19 protein-coding genes and 1 pseudogene are annotated in these 17,894 nt (G+C 39.1%); 13 read left to right on the top strand and 7 right to left on the bottom strand.

Annotated features, from left to right (window positions below; translation table 11 throughout):
* Nucleotides 1-9: 9 nt before the first annotated feature.
* The gene (locus tag AC57BQ_RS10335) at nucleotides 10-1,380 is read right to left on the bottom strand and encodes a ligand-binding sensor domain-containing protein (protein ID WP_496406200.1); all 1,371 of its coding nucleotides are present in this window, start codon (nucleotides 1,378-1,380) and stop codon (nucleotides 10-12) included.
* A 366-nt stretch (nucleotides 1,381-1,746) separates the two neighbouring features.
* Between AC57BQ_RS10335 and AC57BQ_RS10330 the strand changes: the two genes are divergently transcribed.
* Both AC57BQ_RS10330 and AC57BQ_RS10325 read left to right on the top strand, forming a co-directional pair.
* Nucleotides 1,747-2,571, top strand: a complete 825-nt coding sequence (locus AC57BQ_RS10330; protein ID WP_496406199.1) for a hypothetical protein — start codon at nucleotides 1,747-1,749, stop codon at nucleotides 2,569-2,571.
* 89 nt (nucleotides 2,572-2,660) lie between these two features.
* Nucleotides 2,661-3,905, top strand: a complete 1,245-nt coding sequence (locus tag AC57BQ_RS10325; protein ID WP_496406198.1) for an arsenic transporter — start codon at nucleotides 2,661-2,663, stop codon at nucleotides 3,903-3,905.
* Here AC57BQ_RS10325 and AC57BQ_RS10320 read toward each other — a convergent pair whose 3' ends face one another.
* Nucleotides 3,906-5,762, bottom strand: a complete 1,857-nt coding sequence (locus tag AC57BQ_RS10320; protein WP_496406197.1) for a hypothetical protein — start codon at nucleotides 5,760-5,762, stop codon at nucleotides 3,906-3,908.
* A 233-nt stretch (nucleotides 5,763-5,995) separates the two neighbouring features.
* Here AC57BQ_RS10320 and AC57BQ_RS10315 point away from each other — a divergent pair, with 233 nt between their 5' ends.
* The 6 genes from AC57BQ_RS10315 to AC57BQ_RS10290 all read left to right on the top strand — a co-directional run bounded on the left by AC57BQ_RS10315 (nucleotide 5,996) and on the right by AC57BQ_RS10290 (nucleotide 10,154).
* Nucleotides 5,996-6,319: a magnetosome magnetite crystal formation protein family gene (locus tag AC57BQ_RS10315; RefSeq protein ID WP_496406196.1), complete on the top strand. Its 324-nt coding sequence runs from the start codon at nucleotides 5,996-5,998 to the stop codon at nucleotides 6,317-6,319.
* A 54-nt stretch (nucleotides 6,320-6,373) separates the two neighbouring features.
* Entirely contained in the window at nucleotides 6,374-6,862 is a 489-nt protein-coding gene (locus AC57BQ_RS10310) for a hypothetical protein (protein WP_496406195.1), read from the top strand.
* Nucleotides 6,862-7,347 carry a hypothetical protein gene (locus AC57BQ_RS10305; RefSeq protein WP_496406194.1) on the top strand — a complete coding sequence of 162 codons (486 nt, stop codon included), beginning with the start codon at nucleotides 6,862-6,864 and terminating at the stop codon, nucleotides 7,345-7,347. Before AC57BQ_RS10310 ends, AC57BQ_RS10305 begins: the two co-directional genes overlap by 1 nt.
* A 112-nt stretch (nucleotides 7,348-7,459) precedes the next feature.
* Complete coding sequence (locus AC57BQ_RS10300) at nucleotides 7,460-8,338, top strand: hypothetical protein (protein WP_496406193.1); 879 nt, start codon at nucleotides 7,460-7,462, stop codon at nucleotides 8,336-8,338.
* Between the two features lie 5 nt (nucleotides 8,339-8,343).
* A complete protein-coding gene (locus tag AC57BQ_RS10295; protein WP_496406192.1) occupies nucleotides 8,344-9,051 on the top strand; it encodes a hypothetical protein in 708 nt (235 codons plus the stop codon).
* 128 nt (nucleotides 9,052-9,179) lie between these two features.
* Nucleotides 9,180-10,154, top strand: coding sequence for a family 43 glycosylhydrolase (locus AC57BQ_RS10290; RefSeq protein ID WP_496406191.1), 975 nt, complete (start codon nucleotides 9,180-9,182; stop codon nucleotides 10,152-10,154).
* Between the two features lie 24 nt (nucleotides 10,155-10,178).
* On the opposite strand, the gene AC57BQ_RS10285 is transcribed toward AC57BQ_RS10290, so the two are convergent.
* From AC57BQ_RS10285 to AC57BQ_RS10270, 4 genes are all read right to left on the bottom strand, one after another.
* Nucleotides 10,179-11,051: a DUF4421 family protein gene (locus tag AC57BQ_RS10285; RefSeq protein ID WP_496406190.1), complete on the bottom strand. Its 873-nt coding sequence runs from the start codon at nucleotides 11,049-11,051 to the stop codon at nucleotides 10,179-10,181.
* Nucleotides 11,052-11,136: 85 nt separating this feature from the next.
* The gene (locus tag AC57BQ_RS10280) at nucleotides 11,137-11,787 is read right to left on the bottom strand and encodes a Rossmann-fold NAD(P)-binding domain-containing protein (protein WP_496406189.1); all 651 of its coding nucleotides are present in this window, start codon (nucleotides 11,785-11,787) and stop codon (nucleotides 11,137-11,139) included.
* An 86-nt stretch (nucleotides 11,788-11,873) separates the two neighbouring features.
* Nucleotides 11,874-12,560 (bottom strand): DUF4397 domain-containing protein, encoded by a 687-nt coding sequence (locus tag AC57BQ_RS10275; protein WP_496406188.1) that lies wholly within the window; start codon nucleotides 12,558-12,560, stop codon nucleotides 11,874-11,876.
* Between the two features lie 95 nt (nucleotides 12,561-12,655).
* A complete protein-coding gene (locus AC57BQ_RS10270) occupies nucleotides 12,656-13,102 on the bottom strand; it encodes a DUF2141 domain-containing protein (protein ID WP_496406187.1) in 447 nt (148 codons plus the stop codon).
* A gap of 305 nt (nucleotides 13,103-13,407) precedes the next feature.
* On the opposite strand from AC57BQ_RS10270, the gene AC57BQ_RS10265 reads away from it, so the two are divergent.
* The 3 genes from AC57BQ_RS10265 to AC57BQ_RS10255 all read left to right on the top strand — a co-directional run bounded on the left by AC57BQ_RS10265 (nucleotide 13,408) and on the right by AC57BQ_RS10255 (nucleotide 16,063).
* Nucleotides 13,408-14,457, top strand: a complete 1,050-nt coding sequence (locus AC57BQ_RS10265) for a sensor histidine kinase (protein WP_496406186.1) — start codon at nucleotides 13,408-13,410, stop codon at nucleotides 14,455-14,457.
* Nucleotides 14,432-15,196 carry a LytR/AlgR family response regulator transcription factor gene (locus tag AC57BQ_RS10260; protein WP_496406185.1) on the top strand — a complete coding sequence of 255 codons (765 nt, stop codon included), beginning with the start codon at nucleotides 14,432-14,434 and terminating at the stop codon, nucleotides 15,194-15,196. Before AC57BQ_RS10265 ends, AC57BQ_RS10260 begins: the two co-directional genes overlap by 26 nt.
* Before the next feature lie 273 nt (nucleotides 15,197-15,469).
* Nucleotides 15,470-16,063: a porin family protein gene (locus AC57BQ_RS10255; RefSeq protein WP_496406184.1), complete on the top strand. Its 594-nt coding sequence runs from the start codon at nucleotides 15,470-15,472 to the stop codon at nucleotides 16,061-16,063.
* Nucleotides 16,064-16,190: 127 nt separating this feature from the next.
* Here AC57BQ_RS10255 and AC57BQ_RS10250 read toward each other — a convergent pair whose 3' ends face one another.
* A complete protein-coding gene (locus AC57BQ_RS10250; RefSeq protein ID WP_496406183.1) occupies nucleotides 16,191-16,661 on the bottom strand; it encodes a YybH family protein in 471 nt (156 codons plus the stop codon).
* A gap of 99 nt (nucleotides 16,662-16,760) precedes the next feature.
* Between AC57BQ_RS10250 and AC57BQ_RS10245 the strand changes: the two are divergent.
* Nucleotides 16,761-17,111 (top strand): annotated as a pseudogene (locus AC57BQ_RS10245) (DUF6597 domain-containing transcriptional factor); the annotation flags it as partial.
* 60 nt (nucleotides 17,112-17,171) lie between these two features.
* Nucleotides 17,172-17,573: a helix-turn-helix domain-containing protein gene (locus tag AC57BQ_RS10240; RefSeq protein ID WP_496409470.1), complete on the top strand. Its 402-nt coding sequence runs from the start codon at nucleotides 17,172-17,174 to the stop codon at nucleotides 17,571-17,573.
* Nucleotides 17,574-17,894: the final 321 nt, after the last annotated feature.

The following is a 17,894-nucleotide window of genomic DNA, read 5'->3' as shown; positions in this document are numbered from 1 at the left end:
GGCATACTTTTATCTCCTCTTTTTGATCCTTAATAAACCATTAGTTGTGGCGGCATAAATAACGCCTTTGGAATCCTGCGCCAACTTATTTATGGTATAACCAGGCATAGGGGCGTTATTATTATGATAATTTTCCCAGCTATCTTTCAGATTAAATCTTACCAGTCCCGACTCTTGCGTACCCATCCACAAAACATGCTCATATTTATCGTACAGCATGTCGTTAATATGGTTTGATGGCATTCCCGAATTTTTATCGGTATAGTGCAGCCACGTTCCATTGGTTTTCAATACCGCTAAACCTTCTTTATCATTATCACCTGGAGTTGCATTGCAAGCAGTTAAGGAGAAATACAGATTACCTGCCTCATCTTCTGTGGCATTAGAAATATAGGTATCTTTCAAAGGAGTATTTGATTTATTAAATGTAGTTGGCACATTATGGTCAATCATGATACAACCTTTTGATGTGCCTATCCACAAACGCTTCCGGCTATCCTCATAAACGTAATTAACATTGTTTGAAGGCAGCAACGGGATGGTCTTTTTATTGAGTACAACAACTTTATCCTTTCTTAAAACCACCAGGCCTGCTTTAGTAGTAAAAAGAAGGTCACCATGCTGGTTGTTTAAAATCCGGATGGCCCCTGGCGCTACAAATTTTTTAAAATCAAATATTTGCCAACCTGCATCACTGTACTTGTACATTTTATCATCAACGTACACCCATTTATTATTATCCTTATCTACATTAATATCCATCACAGCTGTTTCGGCGGTGAATGGGGAATTAAATTCGTTGATTGGATTAAAGTTTTGACCATCAAACCGCGTTAATCCTTTGATGGTAGTATACCATAGCACATCAGATTTGTCTACAATGCAAGATTTACTGATATTATCCTGAAGGGGAGAGTTATACTTAGTCCAGGTGGTGAATTCATAAGAATTCAAAGATGGATTAGTGTAAGCAGTTGTTTTGTTATAAATAGCGGGATCACCGGGTGGTTTTAATTCGGTTAGATCCATTCTTTGCATTTGACCTGATATTTTTCCATTCGCAAAACGAAAGACCACATTAACAGATGCAGAAACAGGCTTGCCATTTACTTTGGCCGCTCTCCATATATTACCATTCAAATACCTGATCAGCTCTGCCGTTAAAGGCCCGTTAGTAACATCAGTATGACTAAGCACACAGCTAAAACCCGAGGGCTCAACCAATACCTGGAAGGATAAAGACCCATAAGCATCTTTCAGGATATACTTACGATTGATCTGGTCACTGATATAATCGAGTGTAAATTGATCGCAAATTGCTTTAGGGTCGCCACAGTCGAGGCAAAAACTGGCCGTATTACACACATCTATTTTTTCCAAAAAAAGATTTTGTGCAAAGAGCGGTGCAGGTACAAGAAAAACAAACAGGGTGATAAACGTTAACTTCCGAATTTTAAGTGAGTATAAGAATGCCAGCATTATGTTATAAAATAAAGAAAGCAAATTCAGAACACCAAATAAATATTAGTTAAATAATGTTAAACCAAATTATTGGCGGTTGAAGATTTTGCTAACCTATAACAGTAGGTACATTAAAAAAGTATCTGAACATATAAAATGCCCCGAACTTATTAGAAAATATTGTTAATTTTAGTGCCATTCATTATAACCTGTAAAGTTTCTGAGGGTAGGTGTTTTCTAAACTAAATCAAAGGTTAAACTTAGGTTATATCATACTTGTTTTATATGAAAAGATACGTTTTATTACTTCTGGTGTTTGTCTCTTTTTCGGTATATGCCCAAAATACGATCAATAACTATAAATACGTTGTAGTGCCCGAAAAATTCAGTTTCCTGAAGCAAAATGATCAGTACGGACTAAACAATCTGACTAAATCCCTTTTGGCGGAAAAAGGCTTTACAGTTTATTTTGATAATACTGAATTGCCAAGTGAGGTGGCTAACAATAAATGCCAGGCGCTGAACGCGGATGTATTAGAAAAAAGCGGCATGTTTACCACAACCCTTACGCTTTTATTAAAAGATTGCCAGGGCAATATAGTTTTTAAAAGCAAAGAGGGTAAAAGCAGGGAGAAAGAATACCGTGTTTCTTATAATCTGGCGCTGAGAGAGGCTTTTACATCATTAGATGCGGTGCCGTATACCTATAATGGAACAACTAATGAACAACCGGTAAAGCCAACGGTTGCCACAAGCGCAATTGTCGCTCCGGTTGCAACTGTAAATACAACCACCCCGGCCCCAACTGTTACGCCTCCGGTAACAGTTGTAAGTACTCCAGCAATTTCAACTACTCCAGCGAAACCTGTACAGGCGGAAACGAATCAGCCGGCTGGAACTTTATATGCCCAGGCAATAGCCAACGGATATCAATTAATTGATACCACACCAAAAATAGTTTTAACCCTTCTTAAAACCTCAGTACAGGATTACTATATAGCCAGCAACGGCGCTTCTAACGGCATAGTTCTGAAAAAGAACAACGGCTGGTTCTACGAATACTATAAAGATGGTAAGCTTATTTCGGAAAAGCTACTGGTTAAATTTTAATCATCTCAATTCACGTGCATTTAAGAACGCTTTGCCAGATATAAATTAAAAGGCATGTTTATGCCTGACAAAGAAACATGCACCATGATATGACTCATTATTTTACCTGGATCATTACTTTTTTAGCTATAGCCGGGGTTATCATCCGTCCATTTAAAATACCTGAAGCCATCTGGGCGGTATCCGGAGCTGTTGCATTGGTTGTGCTGCAGCTTATATCGCCTGAGGAAGCACTTTCTGGAATAGCCAAAGGCACCGATGTTTATCTGTTTTTAACGGGTATGATGTTATTGGCTGAAACCGCACGGGAAGAAAAACTTTTTGATTGGCTGGCAGCTCATGCAACCAAAATGGCCAAAGGATCATCAACCAATCTATTTCTTTTAATTTACCTGGTTGGTGTTGTAGTTACTACATTTTTATCAAACGATGCTACAGCCGTTGTACTAACACCTGCGGTAGCTGCTGCGGTAAAGGCGGCTAAGGTAGAAAAGCCGCTTCCTTATCTTTTAATTTGCGCGTTCATTGCCAATGCAGCTTCTTTCGTACTTCCCATATCCAATCCGGCAAATCTGGTTATTTACGGTACTCATATGCCGTCATTATTACAATGGTTGTCGCAGTATATTATACCTTCAGTAGTGGCTATAGGGATAACATATGTGATGCTTTATTTAACACAACGCAAAACACTAAAGCAAAAGATCGAAACCAATATACCTGTACCTATACTTTCACAAGGTGGTAAGACAGCGATTTTTGGAATTGCTATTACGGCTATCATTCTACTTGTCGCTTCAGCCCTGGATATTCAGCTTGGTCTTCCTACGGCAATTACAGGAATACTAACCTCGGCTATAGTGATTATCCGGGCCAGGAAGAACCCCTGGGTGGTTATAAAAGATGTATCCTGGAGTGTACTCCCATTGGTAGGAGGGCTTTTTGTTTTGGTTGAAGCGCTCAGTAAAACAGGTATAACCCAAATGCTAAATGTCCTCTTGCATCAAAGCGCACAAGAAGCTGTTAATCAGACTGCCTGGGGAAGTGGTATTATCATTGCCTTTGCCTGTAACCTAATGAACAATTTACCCGTAGGACTGATAGTGGGTAATGTCATGCAAGGGGGGCATGTACCAGAAATTGTAAAAAGCTCCGTTTTAATTGGCGTTGACCTTGGGCCTAATTTATCGATAACGGGTTCCCTCGCAACGATCTTATGGCTGGTAGCCCTGCGCCGCGAGGGACAAAGTGTTAGCGCCTGGGCTTTCCTGAAACTTGGGTTTTTGATCATGACCGTAGCGCTTCTGTTTACGATAGCGTCATTATGGATATGATCAACCTGTCAATCCTTGCAGAAAAATATGGAGATCTTCTTCTTTTTCCAATCCCAGCTTTTGTTTAAGCCTGTACCTGCTCATGCGTACACTTTTAGCCTCGATATGCATCAATTGGGAAATCTGCCGGGTATCCATTTTAAGATACAGGTAGGCGCATAGCTTTAAGTCGAGCAAGGTAAGTTTCTTTTGCGCTTTATCATTGATCAGGTTAAAGAAATCCGGGTGAACCTGTTGGATCTGTAATTTTGCCTGTTCAAAATCGCTGTCGAGTACCATTTCTTCTCTTAATATTTTATGCATATTCACCGGGTCACCATCAGTTAACTTATCCCGGATATTAAGCAGCATCTGATTTTTATGTTCCAATTGCAGCACATTGGCCATAACCTCTGTTTTTAACTGTTGTTGCTGTGTTTCGAGCAATTGCTGTTCGACCTTTAGCCTGGCCTGTTCTTCTTTTTCTAATTTTACCTGGAGCTCAGAATCCTGTTTTTCCAATTGTAACTGTTTTTCGCGCTGTAATGAATAGCGTAATTTAAAATGATAAGCCCTGAACATAAATAGCAATCCCAGTAATGAGGCTATGGCGATACAGCCATACAGATAATTTTGCATTCTGCGACTCTGTTCCCGTTCTTTCAGGATGCGCATTTCACTGTCTTTCTTTTCTGTTTCATACTGTATTTCCAGTTTCTGGGTATTGAATGCCTGCTGTTGATTGAAATTTTCGTTATTATACTGCGTTACTTCTTTTTGAAAACCGATGGCTTTTTTATAGTCGCCTTTTTGTTCATAAATGTTAGATAAGGCCTGTACCACGTTGATCATGGTATAGTAGTAGGGGGGCTGTTCTGTTTTCATTACATTGTAGGCCTCCAGCAGGTAATTTTCTGATAAAGGACTGTTACCGTCCCGCTTAGCATATTCGCTGAGTATGCCCAGGCTACTGGCTATAACTTCCTGATTGTTATTCGTGTTTTTCAAAACGTCCCTGGCGATATTGGCATAACGTATGGCATGAGTTTTGGCTTCCTTATCAGGCTCAGGAAAATATTTAAAATAATAATCGGCAATATTAATGCAGGCGATGGCATAGGTGTAATCAGCCACTTGTCCCGGGTATTTACGGTATAATATCTCTGACTGATGCAGGTAAAATAAGGTACTATCGAGTTCCGCCTTTTTTTTAGTGGTATGATAGTTATACTCATGGGCCACTGATAATGCCGTATAGCAATTACTTAAAAGGTTATAATCTTTTACTTGCAACGCATTTTTAGTGGCCTCGCGTGCATAAGTGTTTACTTTGGCTTCGTTATTCCAGTTTGAATATACTACGTAAAGCCTATAATATATTTTAGCAGCTATGTACGGATCAGGTTTACTGGTCAGTTGTTTCAGTCCCAGATTGCAAAACTTTACGATAGCTTCTGGGTCACCCAGGGTTTTATATAACTGCACCCGCGCGTAATAACCATAAGCCATTGCAAGCGGATCATTAGCTTTTGCTGCAAATACCTGGGTTGAGTCTGTTAGTGATTTTAAATGTTTTAATTGCTGCAAACTACTCACAATAGTTACCAGCAACGTATAAGCTTTGGTAACCTCCGTATAGTTTTTATATTTTAATGCTATAGCAGCCCCCTGCCTGGTTTTGGTCTCTGCCAAGGCATAATTTTTACTGCCCCGGTATATTTCGGCAAGTTGAAGGAGTAAAGCAGGCTTTTCTTTTTCGTCCAATGCAGGATTATCAATAGCCGATCGCAAACTATCTGATAATCTATTTTGACCAAAGCTGCTTAACGACATCAGCATGCAAATACCTACCAACAGACCATATACGGGATACTTCATCGAGCCAAATTACTATAAATTGATAAGAATTATGCAGAAAATACCTTTGGTTTATATATTTTACTATTTATAATTATCTTATAATGAGTATGTTATAAATATTGTAGACGTATTGTAGATGATTTTCTAATGGAGGTAGACACTTTGTAGGATGCTAAAGTTTGGAATCGACGGCCAACAGTCATCAATTTTGTTGTGGCAATATCGCCGGCTAAAAATCAAATACGAAAACCATGAACAACAAAACATTATCTATCGTTTCCTACATCACATTGATAGGATGGCTGATCGCTTATTTTTCGGGAAAAGATAAAGCAGACAGCTTGCTTAAATATCATTTGAAACAATCTTTAGGGTTGGCCATCGTGAGTATTATCCTTAATGTGGTTTTGAGTTTTATAGGGTCTATGGTGCCTGCTTTATCTTTCTTAGGTATGGTTGGCTGGGTGATTTTTATATTTTGGGTACTAGGGATAATTAATGCTGCTAATAGCGCACAAAAACCAATACCTGTTTTTGGTAAAGCATTCGAGAAAAGTTTTTCATTCATAGGCTAATAAAGCATCTATACTTGAAATTAATACCTTATTCAGGCATTTTAAACCTGCATTATGCAATCATTTAAATATTTTAACCAGGAAGGGAATGTTTATATCAAAACACCGCAAAAGGGGTTGTACTATGCTGTTGCCGTATTTTTGTTTGCAATTGCAATAATTGCTTACCTGTATGGCAACAAAACCAATGGTAATAAGGTTGTGTGTGCTTTATTCGCCATACTTGGGCTCATTATCTTGTTACGAGCCAGTGCCGTTACCCGGTTTGATGTAGTTGCCCGTACTATCACAGCGCAATCCTTTTTCTTTACATCGCCTAATGTTTTTCGCTTTGAGGATTTTCAGAATTTCCTGATCACCAAACAAACCCTGTTGATCACCATTAATGCAACGGCGGCGATGATCATAGAAAAAAATGGTAAGCAGCGAAACTTACTCCTGCATCAAACCATGTTTTTTACCAAACCCTTGCAGAGGGTTATAGACGAAGCTGCGCAAATTATGGGGATAGATAATAATAGCTTACGCCTGAAGCATAAATAATGATATCGTACAACCTGAAATATATAAATGGTACACTGAACTTTCAACCTAACCGAAGATACCGGAACAAAATTGTTATTTGTGTGCTGCTGGCGCTGATAGCCTTTGCGCTACCAGAAGTGTGGGTGTTAAATTATGAATTACGCAGACTTATACAATGTTTCGGTATTCTTTTTACCATTTGTGCCTTGTACGATCTTTTATTTAAAGTAAATCTTACCTATGTTTTTGACCCTTTGAACAGGGAGGTATACTTGAAAATACCGGGTCTGTATTCTAGAAAACTCATGTCATTTGAAGATGTGCATCTGCTGCCCGAAACGGTTAACTGCGAATTGCACTATGTGATGTCGAACAAAAAAGACAGGTACGGAAAAAATTATGCCATCAGTGATTTTTTCCTGGAGACCCGGAAAGGAAAAGAGGAGCAGAAGCGCTATGAGATAGAGATACTGGGTGCGATAGAAGAGATATTATATACCTAACACTCAAAAAATGGGACGTGCTTTTTCTATATTCCATATGCTTTATGCATTTTTCTTTGCGGTTCCTTTTCCTATGCTTTTGTATTACAACATTAAAAGCGAGTCGGATATCATGGAACTTAAGGATAAAGATCCCTGGCTGGCCTTTGCTCTTTTGGCGGTATCCATGGTGCTTTGGAGCATCCTTTTGACCCGTTATTTTCGTAAATGGATAGTTTATCCCTTTGTTGCCAAACAAAATATAGAACAACTAAAAACAGAAGGGGTACATAGAGAGGCTGACATTTTATCTTCAGTCAAAATCCCCATTCGGGATAATGACTGTGATAGTTACGAGCTCGCTTTGTCATTTAAGAATTTAGTAGGTACACCGATTGTACAAAAAGCCGCCGTAAACGATGGTAAACCGCATGAGCACCGGTTTGAAGTTGGTAAAAAGACAGCCATCCTTATTGATAAGGACATGAAGCGTATTCCTTATTTTATTTTTGCAAACTCAGATGTTACCATAAACAAAACCATTATTGCGCTGATAACATTAGGCTGGTTAGCGCTTTTGGCGCTCATCGCGGGTTATTATATCTTTTCTTATCACTTAGAAAACTATGGCGCAGGCTGGCGTTTTATGGCCTTTTGGCACCCGCTCCTGATTTGCCCTGCTGTGATCTTGTTTTATGGCTTTCTGGAAACACTCATGGGTAAATTCGGTGGAAGCTCAAAAGATGCCCCACTCATTAAATTTAAAGGGATAAGAACCACCGCCAGGCTCATCGGCGCGAGCCAAACTGGTTTGTATGTGAATGAACAACCGCAGATTGAATTTAACCTGGAATATACTGACGAACAACAACAAATACATAAGGCCCACATAAAAAAGATTATTGATTTGCTGGATCTGGATATTACCAGGCAGAAGACTATCGATATTTTTTATCTCAGGGAGGATGCCACTCGTATTGCCTTTGCAAGCGACTTAGATGAAATCAGCTAATGAAAATGAAGCAATCAATATTCGTCATCATTTGCGTTGCTTTTATTTTAAGCTGTAAGCAAATATCACAAAGTGTTAAAGAAACCATTAACCCTAATGATTCTGTAATTAACAAACGGACTAAGGATAACGAACCGGGAACATCAGGCGAGTATACCAGTATCACTAAAACAACAAGTAGTAGTAATACTACCAGTACTACCCAGATAGATACCATATTTCATACTTATCAGCAACTATTAAGTACAGGTTTTTTAACCGACGCTAAAAAATTAGAACAGGCAGAGATGGCGTTACGGAAACTCCCTCAATATGCTGGGAAAGAAATTTTTCTTTACGCTACGGTTCATTTTTTTGACAATGGCCTCATCCTTGCCAAGCTCCAGAATCCGCAAAATCCTAAATATGTAGATGCTTACAGGTATATTGGCACCTGGTCTGGCCCTACGCCAGAACCACAATCGGTAAATAATAATATACAATCCCAGCTAATCTCGCTCAATACTTTCAGCTTTAGCAATGTGGCCAAGGTTGCCCGGATCTATAAGGGAAAAGCGCTAAAAGTAGAGGGGGCCGCCCCTTTATCCTTAGTTTTTATTACCATACGAAATAATCAAATAAATTGGTTCCCAAACTATATTACAGGCGACCGCAGTATGTACTCAATCGGGTTTAATACCGATGGTACATTAAAAAGCTATAAACAAGAATAAAATAAGCTATATCTCTTAAAAAATAAGAAAACTTCAGTAGAGTGGAGCTTCGCTTTTAGAACAGGTGATCAATTAAAGAATTATTGCCGAAGAACTAAAAAACTGTAAATTGAACATTTTATTTACACATGACAAAGAACTGCACCCTAACATCACCTGCATTACTTTTACTATTGTTTATTACCGCGCTTAACTGTTTGGCGCAGGAAAAACGTATTGAAAATCCCATTATAAAAGGTTATTATGCCGACCCAACGGTGATTAAGGATAAAGGTGTATACTATATTTATGCAACCATCGATCCCTGGGGAAGTAACGAGCTGGGGGTTTTAGAAACAAAGGATTTTAAAACATTTGTAAGCAGGCATATCAACTGGCCCACCAAAAAAGCATGTACAAGTCCAACTTCTGGAGATGCTATGGTTTGGGCGCCATCAGTCCGAAAATTCAGGGATAAGTTTTATATGTATGTGGCCGTAGGTAGTGAAATATGGGTTGGCGTTAGCGACCGTCCTCTTGGCCCCTGGAAAAACGCGAAGGCGGATAATTCGCCGCTGGTAAGCAAAACAGATTTTCCGAAAGTGCATAATATTGATGCGGATTGTTTTATTGACGACAATGGCGACGCTTATTTATATTGGGGTTCGGGCTTTAACTGGGTGAATGGTCATTGCATGGCTGTTAAACTGAAAAAAGACATGGTAACCTTTGACGGCATTCCACAAGAGATCACTCCACCGCACTATTTTGAAGCGCCACATATGGTAAAGCGTAATGGTTTATACTATTTAATGTATTCGTACGGGAAAGCTATTGACGGCACTTACCAGGTTCGGTATTCCACAGGTAAAACACCATTTGGCCCGTGGACAGAAGGTCCTAATGATCCTATACTTTCAACTACTCCCGATAGCACAACCCTGGGTCCGGGGCATCACACTGTTTTTAAAGAGCAAGGGCAGTATTATATTTTATACCATCACATCCATCCGCAAAAAGAGCAATATGTACTGCGGGAATTATGTTTGGATAGTTTAAACTTTGACAAAAAGGGCGATATACTTAAAATTAAACCATCAGGCGTAGGTCTGTTTAAAAAGTAATTACTGTGGACTTTTACAGAATGCCTATAACTTTTTTTTTCGGGAAAGACTGTTAAAATGTTTTACATAGGAAAGCTGCATACTGATAGATGTGAGGTTGAGACTGTTATTTTGCAAACCAGACAATGATTTACTATTGATCAAAAAGGAAAAAGCAGCAGCCCAATCGGATTTATGGTACCCGGCCGATCCACGTGCGAAGGCTGTAGGATATGCTCTTATTTTTACTTTTTGAAGTAATTCTGTTTCATTCCCTACATTGATTCCCCCGGTTGCTATACCAGACATCAGCCAACGATCATTGATGGGCCAGGAATAAGCATAACCCATGCTACCTCCTAATTGAAGGTTCTGGATATGGTTTTGATCCGTAACCGGCAGATCTTTTTCAAAGGCTATCTTATCCAGATAAATTGCCCCACCGAGTACAAAACTGCCGGCGGCTTTCAACTGTTTTTCGCTTTGTTCAAAAGCCGCCCTGGCCGAAAATTTGTTGCCATTAAAAATATAAGTACCCTCGGCACCAATTTGCCTCACCAACATATTCGGGTAAAGCTTTATCTCTGTATTTTCCTGGTAAAAGCCTTTATAGTTTTGGTAAAACAGATCTAATACGAAATGTCGCCCATAACGATGGAGCTGAAAATCAAACGACCGTGTTTTTCCAAATTCTTTTTTCCGGAGAGGGGCAATACCATAAGCCAATTCCAGGTCAATGACGGTATTTTTTATTGCGAAATCCAACCCAACATTGATCGGATAATTGGGTTTATAATAAGCATGATCCTGTTTTATTTCTAAGGAATTTGTGGAAACAAATCCGGTTACGGACATTTTTTCTGCATACGTTTCTATGTAGGCAGTATCAACCTTGGTCTGGCCAAATGCCTTACCCATTATTAAAAAGCTCAAAAGCAATAAATACGGTCCGGATCTCATTATTCGTAAGAGGCTATTTATAAATTAGTTATAAAGTGTTCAGTTATGTTGCGCACAGATCAATAATGTATGTGGCAATATCATAATCATCTGCCCCTGTATTAAAATCATCGGCAAAAACATGATAATATTTGATGCCGGTGTACTTAATTTCTTCTGCAAATATTTTAGATAGTTCTGCCTGCATATGTGCCGCGATAACATTAAGTGGGGAGATTTTTACATGATCAGGTGAAGATGTATGACTAACAGCTATGTAAATACCATGTGCATTTCGATAAATACCCTGAGCGTTTCGTTTCATAAACTCAAGTATAACTTTACCAACTATGAAACAGGCTGATATGCTATTTCGCTGCATTCTTTCCCATTCTTCATAGGTAGTTTCTGTAAGCCGACTATCGGAATAATCATTATCAAACACTATTATCGTTAAGTTTATTTGCCCAAACCGCCCTTCAATGTCTTCAAAAAAATGGTTGGCTCTATGATGATCAGGAATATCTGCTAATACAGGAACTAACTCGCCCAATGTAACACTGGCAGTGATTTCTTGAAGAGATTGTATCTCATCATAACTTTTAATGGGAACAATTACTGTAGCATTGTTACTTAATAATGCTGTTATAATGTTGTAGCAGGTAGTTCCGCTACCTGCTACAACAGAAATTATGTTTTCAGGAAAATTACTCATTGTCTACTCTTTTGTAACCGGATTCATACACCCATTCCAGAATCTGTCAATGATCCGGGAATGGGGCTATATGGTTTTAATCGCTTTTAATTATGTAATACCTTATGTACGCTAAGATTAGCGTCTGTAGAACCAGTAAGATAAATGGAGTAAATTTTCCCGGCCTGAAGATCGGTTACATCAAAATTACCGATGTTATTTCTGGAGGCCACCCCATAAATTTTAATGGAAAGTGTACCGGGAGCAACGTTAGAGTAACCGCTGTCGGTATTTTCGGCGAGGGTGGTCACGAGGTTGTCGCCATTGGCATCTTTGATATTGATCACAGATGGTGCACCATCACTCAAATGCAGGAATTTTACCCTTGCCATGCCGCTGGGCGGTATCGTCAGCTTATCCTCAAACTCTTTAACCCGGGATTTTGATCCTTCACCAACCAGGTATACAGTAAATCTTTTGCCGTTGTCTGTCCAGATCTCGCCTGTTGCCGTGACAGTACCCGAAGCTGTATTTTTGAACTGCTCAACCAGCCGGGTACCGGAGTTTGTACTGATATAATCAGAAGCATCCGTAAAATCAAGGCCCCCGTTAACCAATACTTTATCTGCCAGGGTAAAACTCTGCGCACCAGAAGTTTCTGATGCATTGACTACCTTGATATCAAAGGTCTCTGATGGATTAACATCATTTTTCTTGCAGGAAGAAAAGGATATAACGGTTACCAATAGCGCTGCTCCAATCAATATGTTGTAATGAATTTTATTTTTTTTCATGATAGTACTTGTTTAATTATTTTGTGTTAACTCAGAAATTAATGAATACACGACATGGTATTCAATCTTATACCAGCTTTGCCGTGATACTCGATTTACATGTATTTTACTTTGATCTCAATCTGGTGTTCGGGAGATTTTAAATCAACTTTAAAGTCGTCGAATGATGGCTTTTTCATTTTAGTCATAAAGAAGTTTGAAAACCCAAACCCTTCTTTAGGTATTCCCACGAAATTCTTATTGATCTTACCATCTTCATTTTCGTCATCAACAAGGGTTATTCCATACACACCGGGTTCTAAACCAAAATGCACATTCAATGTCCCGTTGACCAAAGTCTTTTTGTCAAACGTGAGTTTTTTGTACGGCTGATTCTTGTCGTATGAATCATTGTCTTTAAATACGTTAAGGATGATCTTTCCCTTTCCCGACCGGATATCTGTAACTTTTATTTGTGTTTCCTGCGCTTTTGTGTAAGAAGCAAAGAGGATGAACAGCAGACAGATAAACAGGGTAATACCGAATGCAGTTGTCTTTTTCATTTTGTTGATTTTTTAAAATTTAACATTCATTTGAAAGCGAAGGTATTGGCATTAAACATCGTGTTCTATTAAAAACACATGGAAGCGGGCAAAATGCCAACTGAATGTTTCAATAAACGGTTTTAATAAAATCAGGGCTGGCCGGGAGTAGAAACGCGGTAGCGAATGCCGATGGGGGAATAGGAGTGAAGAAGATTTAACGCTCACAACTTTTTAAATGGCTAAAAGTGATGTTCGATGTTGTTTTTGCCCGCTTCGGTACAGAATTACTTACTTCATTATTACGATTACTTACATTTGTGTCTATGGATTCAACGTTACCAATCAAAAACCTTGTTCGTCTTAATTGGTTACTGGTGGCGGCTTTTACGGCCATCTCATCGGTGTATTTTGTTTTTTTGCTGGAAGACATACCTATGCACAAGATATTTTATACAGTGATGACGGGGGTGGGTATCGGCCTGGTTGGCTTTGCCAATGTGAGTATTTTAATTTTTTTGGAGCGGAGGTATAACACTGAAACCAAACGATTCAAGGCGTACCGTCTTTTATACACTTATGCGGCCAGTGCGGTAATTTATATTGCGCTGTCACCAGTATTCGATCACATCTCTAAAAAAAGCGACTCTTATCCTTTCCTTGTATTTCCTTCCATATTTGTTGTTTCCAGCGTGGTTGTTAATACCGTTATTGTTATTTTCCATGATTTTATCATCCTGCATTATGATAAAGCACGTGCGGGGCTAGAACTGTCAAAACTAAAAACTGCGAATGCAGAAGCCGCCAACCTGCTTTTAAAACAACAGATACATCCCCACTTTTTGTTCAACGCGTTAAATACTCTTAAGGCCCTCTACCGGAAAGATCCATGTGCTGGTGATATTTATATAGTGCATTTAGCCAATTTTTTAAGAGCCTCTGTCTATAATCATGCCGCCAAGGTATCCAGTCTGAACGATGAACTGGCTCTTCTTAGTGATTACCTGGAAATGCAGAAGATCAGGTTTGGTACCGCATTGGATTGTACCATTGATGTACCGGACAAAATACGGAAAGATCACTATTTGCCATCTTTTTCATTGCAGCCGCTGTTGGAGAACGCGATCAAGCATAACGATCTTACCCAGGAGGCACCATTGATCGTGCACATTTTTTGCCTGGAGGAGCGAATAGTCGTATATAATAACCTGCAGAAAAAATCGGTTAATGTTTCCTCTACCTTTCACGGTCTTGCTAACCTTGCCGAGCGATACAGTCTATTATCGGGCGATGAGATCCTGATCAAAGAAGATAAAAGCACATTTTCTGTAAGTATAAAATTATTGACCAATGAATATAGTGATCATAGAGGATGAACGGGTAGTTGCCGACGATCTTGAGTTTAGTATTAACCAATTAATAAATGGCCCGGTAAGTATAGTGCAGCTTCATTCCGTCAAAGAGGCTGTTGTTTACCTCAAGAGTAATCCATCTCCCGACCTCATCTTTAGCGATATTCAATTAGGAGATGGTTTAAGTTTTGAGATATTTATCGAGGTAACCGTTTCGGCTCCGGTAATTTTTTGTACTGCTTATGATGAGTATGCCCTGGATGCCTTTAAGGCTAACGGGATAGATTACATCCTGAAGCCTTTTACAACACAAACGCTGGAGCGGGCTTTGCAACGATACGAGGAGCTTAAAAAACTATTTTCGGCTGATCAGGGGCCTCAATATAACGCCTTGTTGGAAATGCTGGCCGATAGGGGTACACAAAAGTCATCTTCCGTACTAGTATATCATCAGGATAAGATCATTCCAATAAAGCTGGAAGACATAGCCCTGTTTTATCTGGCGAACGAGGTGACCAATTTATTGACCTTTTCGGGCAAAACCTTTTATCCCAATAAAAACCTGGATGAATTGGAAAAATTAAGCGGGAATTATTTTTTCAGGGCAAACCGGCAGTTTTTGGTTAGCCGTAAAGCTATCATTGACGTGTCCAGTTTTTTTTCCAGGAAATTATCACTTAACCTTAATATAGCTTTTGGCGAACGGGTTGTGGTCAGCAAAGGAAAGGCGTCCCAGTTTCTCAACTGGTTAGCTAAAGCTTGAGCTACTATCCCGATATTTTCCTTTCATCGATAAAAAGCCTGATGTGTTAACTGGTAGCATGTCAGGCTTTTACTGTTTTGTAGATACGGCTCTTCCGAAATAGCTATTTGTTGATTTTATTCAAATGCCTTTACGCCTCTTCCGGGTCAACTTTGCCCGCTTCGGTTACCTTTTCCTTCTACACCTACCTATAAAGACCCACCTTTGGCCTAAATAAAAAAATAAGTGCGGCCCCGTGTTGCAAATAGTATCTCAAACTTTTAAATGAAATTTATGAAAAAGCTAATCTTAATGTTAATTTGTTTTGTTCTGGTGTCCACGAAAGGCTTCAGTCAGACCTTCTTCCAAAAAATAACCTCAAAATTAGAGTTCGGTATTAAGGCCGGTGGTAATTACAGTAATTTTGACAAGGCCAATTTTGGTACCGATTATCTGGCTGGTTTTCATGCCGGTGCTACAGTGGCTTTCAAGATCACCAATAACTTTTTGATCCAGGAAGAATTTTTATACTCTCAGCAAGGAGCTAAAATTACTGACGGCGCGCTTGGCGCCCAAAACCTTAAGCTATCTTACATGACCGTGCCATTCTTGCTTAAATACCGCACCAACTCTGGTTTCTATGTTGAGGGAGGCGCCCAGGTGGGTATAAAGCTCAAAGAAGAAGTAGCAGGGTACAGCGGTACCGATTTTGCTAAAAAAATAGATGGAGCAGCTGTAGGTGGGATAGGATACCAGTCAAAAATTGGTTTGGGTATCGGTGCCCGGTACGTTTACGGTATTTCAAAAGTGGGTAATTTTACCAGTACTACTATCAATAACGATTTTAAAAACACTAATATCCAAGCCAGTATATTCTACGTTTTTTAACAAAGGCCATAGGCTAATTTAAAGATTGTTCATCCAAAGTCTGGTTGTGTTTCTTGGTTCAATCCCGGTTGTGTGATACAGCCGGGATTTTTTAATTTATGCCTGCATAAATTAAGGGCTTTCTATTCTATTTTTGAGTGCGATTACTACTGAATGAATCCCGGAACATTTTCCAGCCATTTTTGGTCTTCTTCCAAAGAACTAAAAATTTACCATCGTCAAATACTTTTCCTTGAGCATCAAAAGACTGCCAAAGCCCCTCTTCGGTAACATAATCCCGGCCATCTCCGTAAATATTTTTGGTGATGAATTTACCTCCCCTGAGGCCATACTTTTCGTATCCATCCTTAAAAAACTTTGATAGTTCGGTATGGCCGCACAGGATGGGAGAGTTTGGTGGTAGCAAACAAGCATCATCTGCATAATGATTAAGAATGGATCCGTCATTTTTGGCAATTGCGATAAAATAAGTAGCATTGCTTGCGGCAATTTCTTTTGTCGCCTCCTTTAAAGCATTTCCCTTATCCGATTGGGCGTTTGCTATAAAACACACGAATACCAGGGCGAGAACCAGTAAAAATTTTTTGCAATTTTTCATCTTGATAAATTTTGATTTGTTTTTAACAAAAGTAAAATCAGATCTACAAGAAAAATTGTAAAAGAACGAACAGATACGATATTATCCTTTGAATTGAAAATGATATTTTTCGTAATATTATTATCTTTATTTATGAGAGATCGGGTATTCTTTCCATCAGATATTTTAAAACCCTTTGTGAAAAACTACTGGACATGTCGCCATGATACAGATGTCCTGGAAGTTATGTATCCCAGCGGGTGTGTAGAACTCTGTATAGATATCTCCACTAATGATACTGTAAGGCACCGGGGAAATAATTCCATGAAGGTGCCTAGTTTGGAGGTGTTGGGCCATTGGACGATTCCGACTACGGCCGCTCTCACGAAGGGTAATACCTGCCTGATAACGCGATTCCATTCGCATGCCAGTTCACTTTTCTTTCCAAACCCGGTTTCCGATTTTACCAATGAATCGATTGATCTCTGTGATATTTTCAACAGAGAGTCGGACGATTTTTATAATCGCTTAATGGAACAACGTTCTATAGAACAGAAGGTGGAAGTTTTGGAAGCATTCTTAATTCAACGACTGGTCATGAATAAAAAGAGTAATCGTCAATTGAAATTAGTTGAGCATTTATGTAAATACGTTTCTACCGAAGATAAATTTAGTATACAAAATTTGTCAACACATTATGGATTTTCAGATCGTTATATTCAGAAACTTTTTATGGATTGGGTTGGTATAACGCCTCAAAAGTTTTTTTCTGTTCAACGGTTTAACAAGAGCCTTGAATTGTTACGCTCATCCCGCGCACCGCTTACTACAGTAGCTTTTGAATGCGGTTATTATGATCAGGCACACTTTATTAAAGAGTTTAAATCTTACACTGGTTTAACGCCTTTGCAAGTAAAAATAAAACAGTTTTAAAAACGCTTGCGCACCCGCCTAAAGCCGAATATGCCATAGCCCTTATATTAACCTTCAACCGAAAAACGCATAATGCTTATAACTGGCTGCCGAAACTTTTCGGAGCATGTTTTTAAAAGTTTGCGGCATGGATATGCGCCATTGATGCACAAACAAACTATTCCTTGAATATACTTTTGGTTCTCCCCCAATTATTACCCCTTTAGCACCCCCGGATAAAGGCTGTTATCACCCTGTTTAAAAATAGCCCTTCCATATAGCTTTGACTATCGGCAAATGAGTTTTCAGGCAGACAGATCAGTAACCTGAATATCCCTTCTC

The sequence above is a fragment of the Mucilaginibacter sp. BGA-UO-ETr-C110 genome, from assembly GCF_059567985.1.
This window is presented reverse-complemented; position numbering and strand designations above follow the sequence as displayed.

Bases quoted from the DNA above. Each gene is read 5' to 3' on its own strand.
- AC57BQ_RS10330 (WP_496406199.1), top strand. From the start codon at position 1,747: ATGAAAAGATACGTTTTATTACTTCTGGTGTTTGTCTCTTTTTCGGTA.
- AC57BQ_RS10325 (WP_496406198.1), top strand. From the start codon at position 2,661: ATGACTCATTATTTTACCTGGATCATTACTTTTTTAGCTATAGCCGGG.
- AC57BQ_RS10320 (WP_496406197.1), bottom strand. From the start codon at position 5,762: ATGAAGTATCCCGTATATGGTCTGTTGGTAGGTATTTGCATGCTGATG.
- AC57BQ_RS10315 (WP_496406196.1), top strand. From the start codon at position 5,996: ATGAACAACAAAACATTATCTATCGTTTCCTACATCACATTGATAGGA.
- AC57BQ_RS10310 (WP_496406195.1), top strand. From the start codon at position 6,374: ATGCAATCATTTAAATATTTTAACCAGGAAGGGAATGTTTATATCAAA.
- AC57BQ_RS10305 (WP_496406194.1), top strand. From the start codon at position 6,862: ATGATATCGTACAACCTGAAATATATAAATGGTACACTGAACTTTCAA.
- AC57BQ_RS10300 (WP_496406193.1), top strand. From the start codon at position 7,460: ATGGAACTTAAGGATAAAGATCCCTGGCTGGCCTTTGCTCTTTTGGCG.
- AC57BQ_RS10295 (WP_496406192.1), top strand. From the start codon at position 8,344: ATGAAGCAATCAATATTCGTCATCATTTGCGTTGCTTTTATTTTAAGC.
- AC57BQ_RS10290 (WP_496406191.1), top strand. From the start codon at position 9,180: ATGACAAAGAACTGCACCCTAACATCACCTGCATTACTTTTACTATTG.
- AC57BQ_RS10285 (WP_496406190.1), bottom strand. From the start codon at position 11,051: ATGGGTAAGGCATTTGGCCAGACCAAGGTTGATACTGCCTACATAGAA.
- AC57BQ_RS10280 (WP_496406189.1), bottom strand. From the start codon at position 11,787: ATGAGTAATTTTCCTGAAAACATAATTTCTGTTGTAGCAGGTAGCGGA.
- AC57BQ_RS10275 (WP_496406188.1), bottom strand. From the start codon at position 12,560: ATGAAAAAAAATAAAATTCATTACAACATATTGATTGGAGCAGCGCTA.
- AC57BQ_RS10270 (WP_496406187.1), bottom strand. From the start codon at position 13,102: ATGAAAAAGACAACTGCATTCGGTATTACCCTGTTTATCTGTCTGCTG.
- AC57BQ_RS10265 (WP_496406186.1), top strand. From the start codon at position 13,408: ATGGATTCAACGTTACCAATCAAAAACCTTGTTCGTCTTAATTGGTTA.
- AC57BQ_RS10260 (WP_496406185.1), top strand. From the start codon at position 14,432: ATGAATATAGTGATCATAGAGGATGAACGGGTAGTTGCCGACGATCTT.
- AC57BQ_RS10255 (WP_496406184.1), top strand. From the start codon at position 15,470: ATGAAAAAGCTAATCTTAATGTTAATTTGTTTTGTTCTGGTGTCCACG.
- AC57BQ_RS10250 (WP_496406183.1), bottom strand. From the start codon at position 16,661: ATGAAAAATTGCAAAAAATTTTTACTGGTTCTCGCCCTGGTATTCGTG.
- AC57BQ_RS10240 (WP_496409470.1), top strand. From the start codon at position 17,172: ATGGAACAACGTTCTATAGAACAGAAGGTGGAAGTTTTGGAAGCATTC.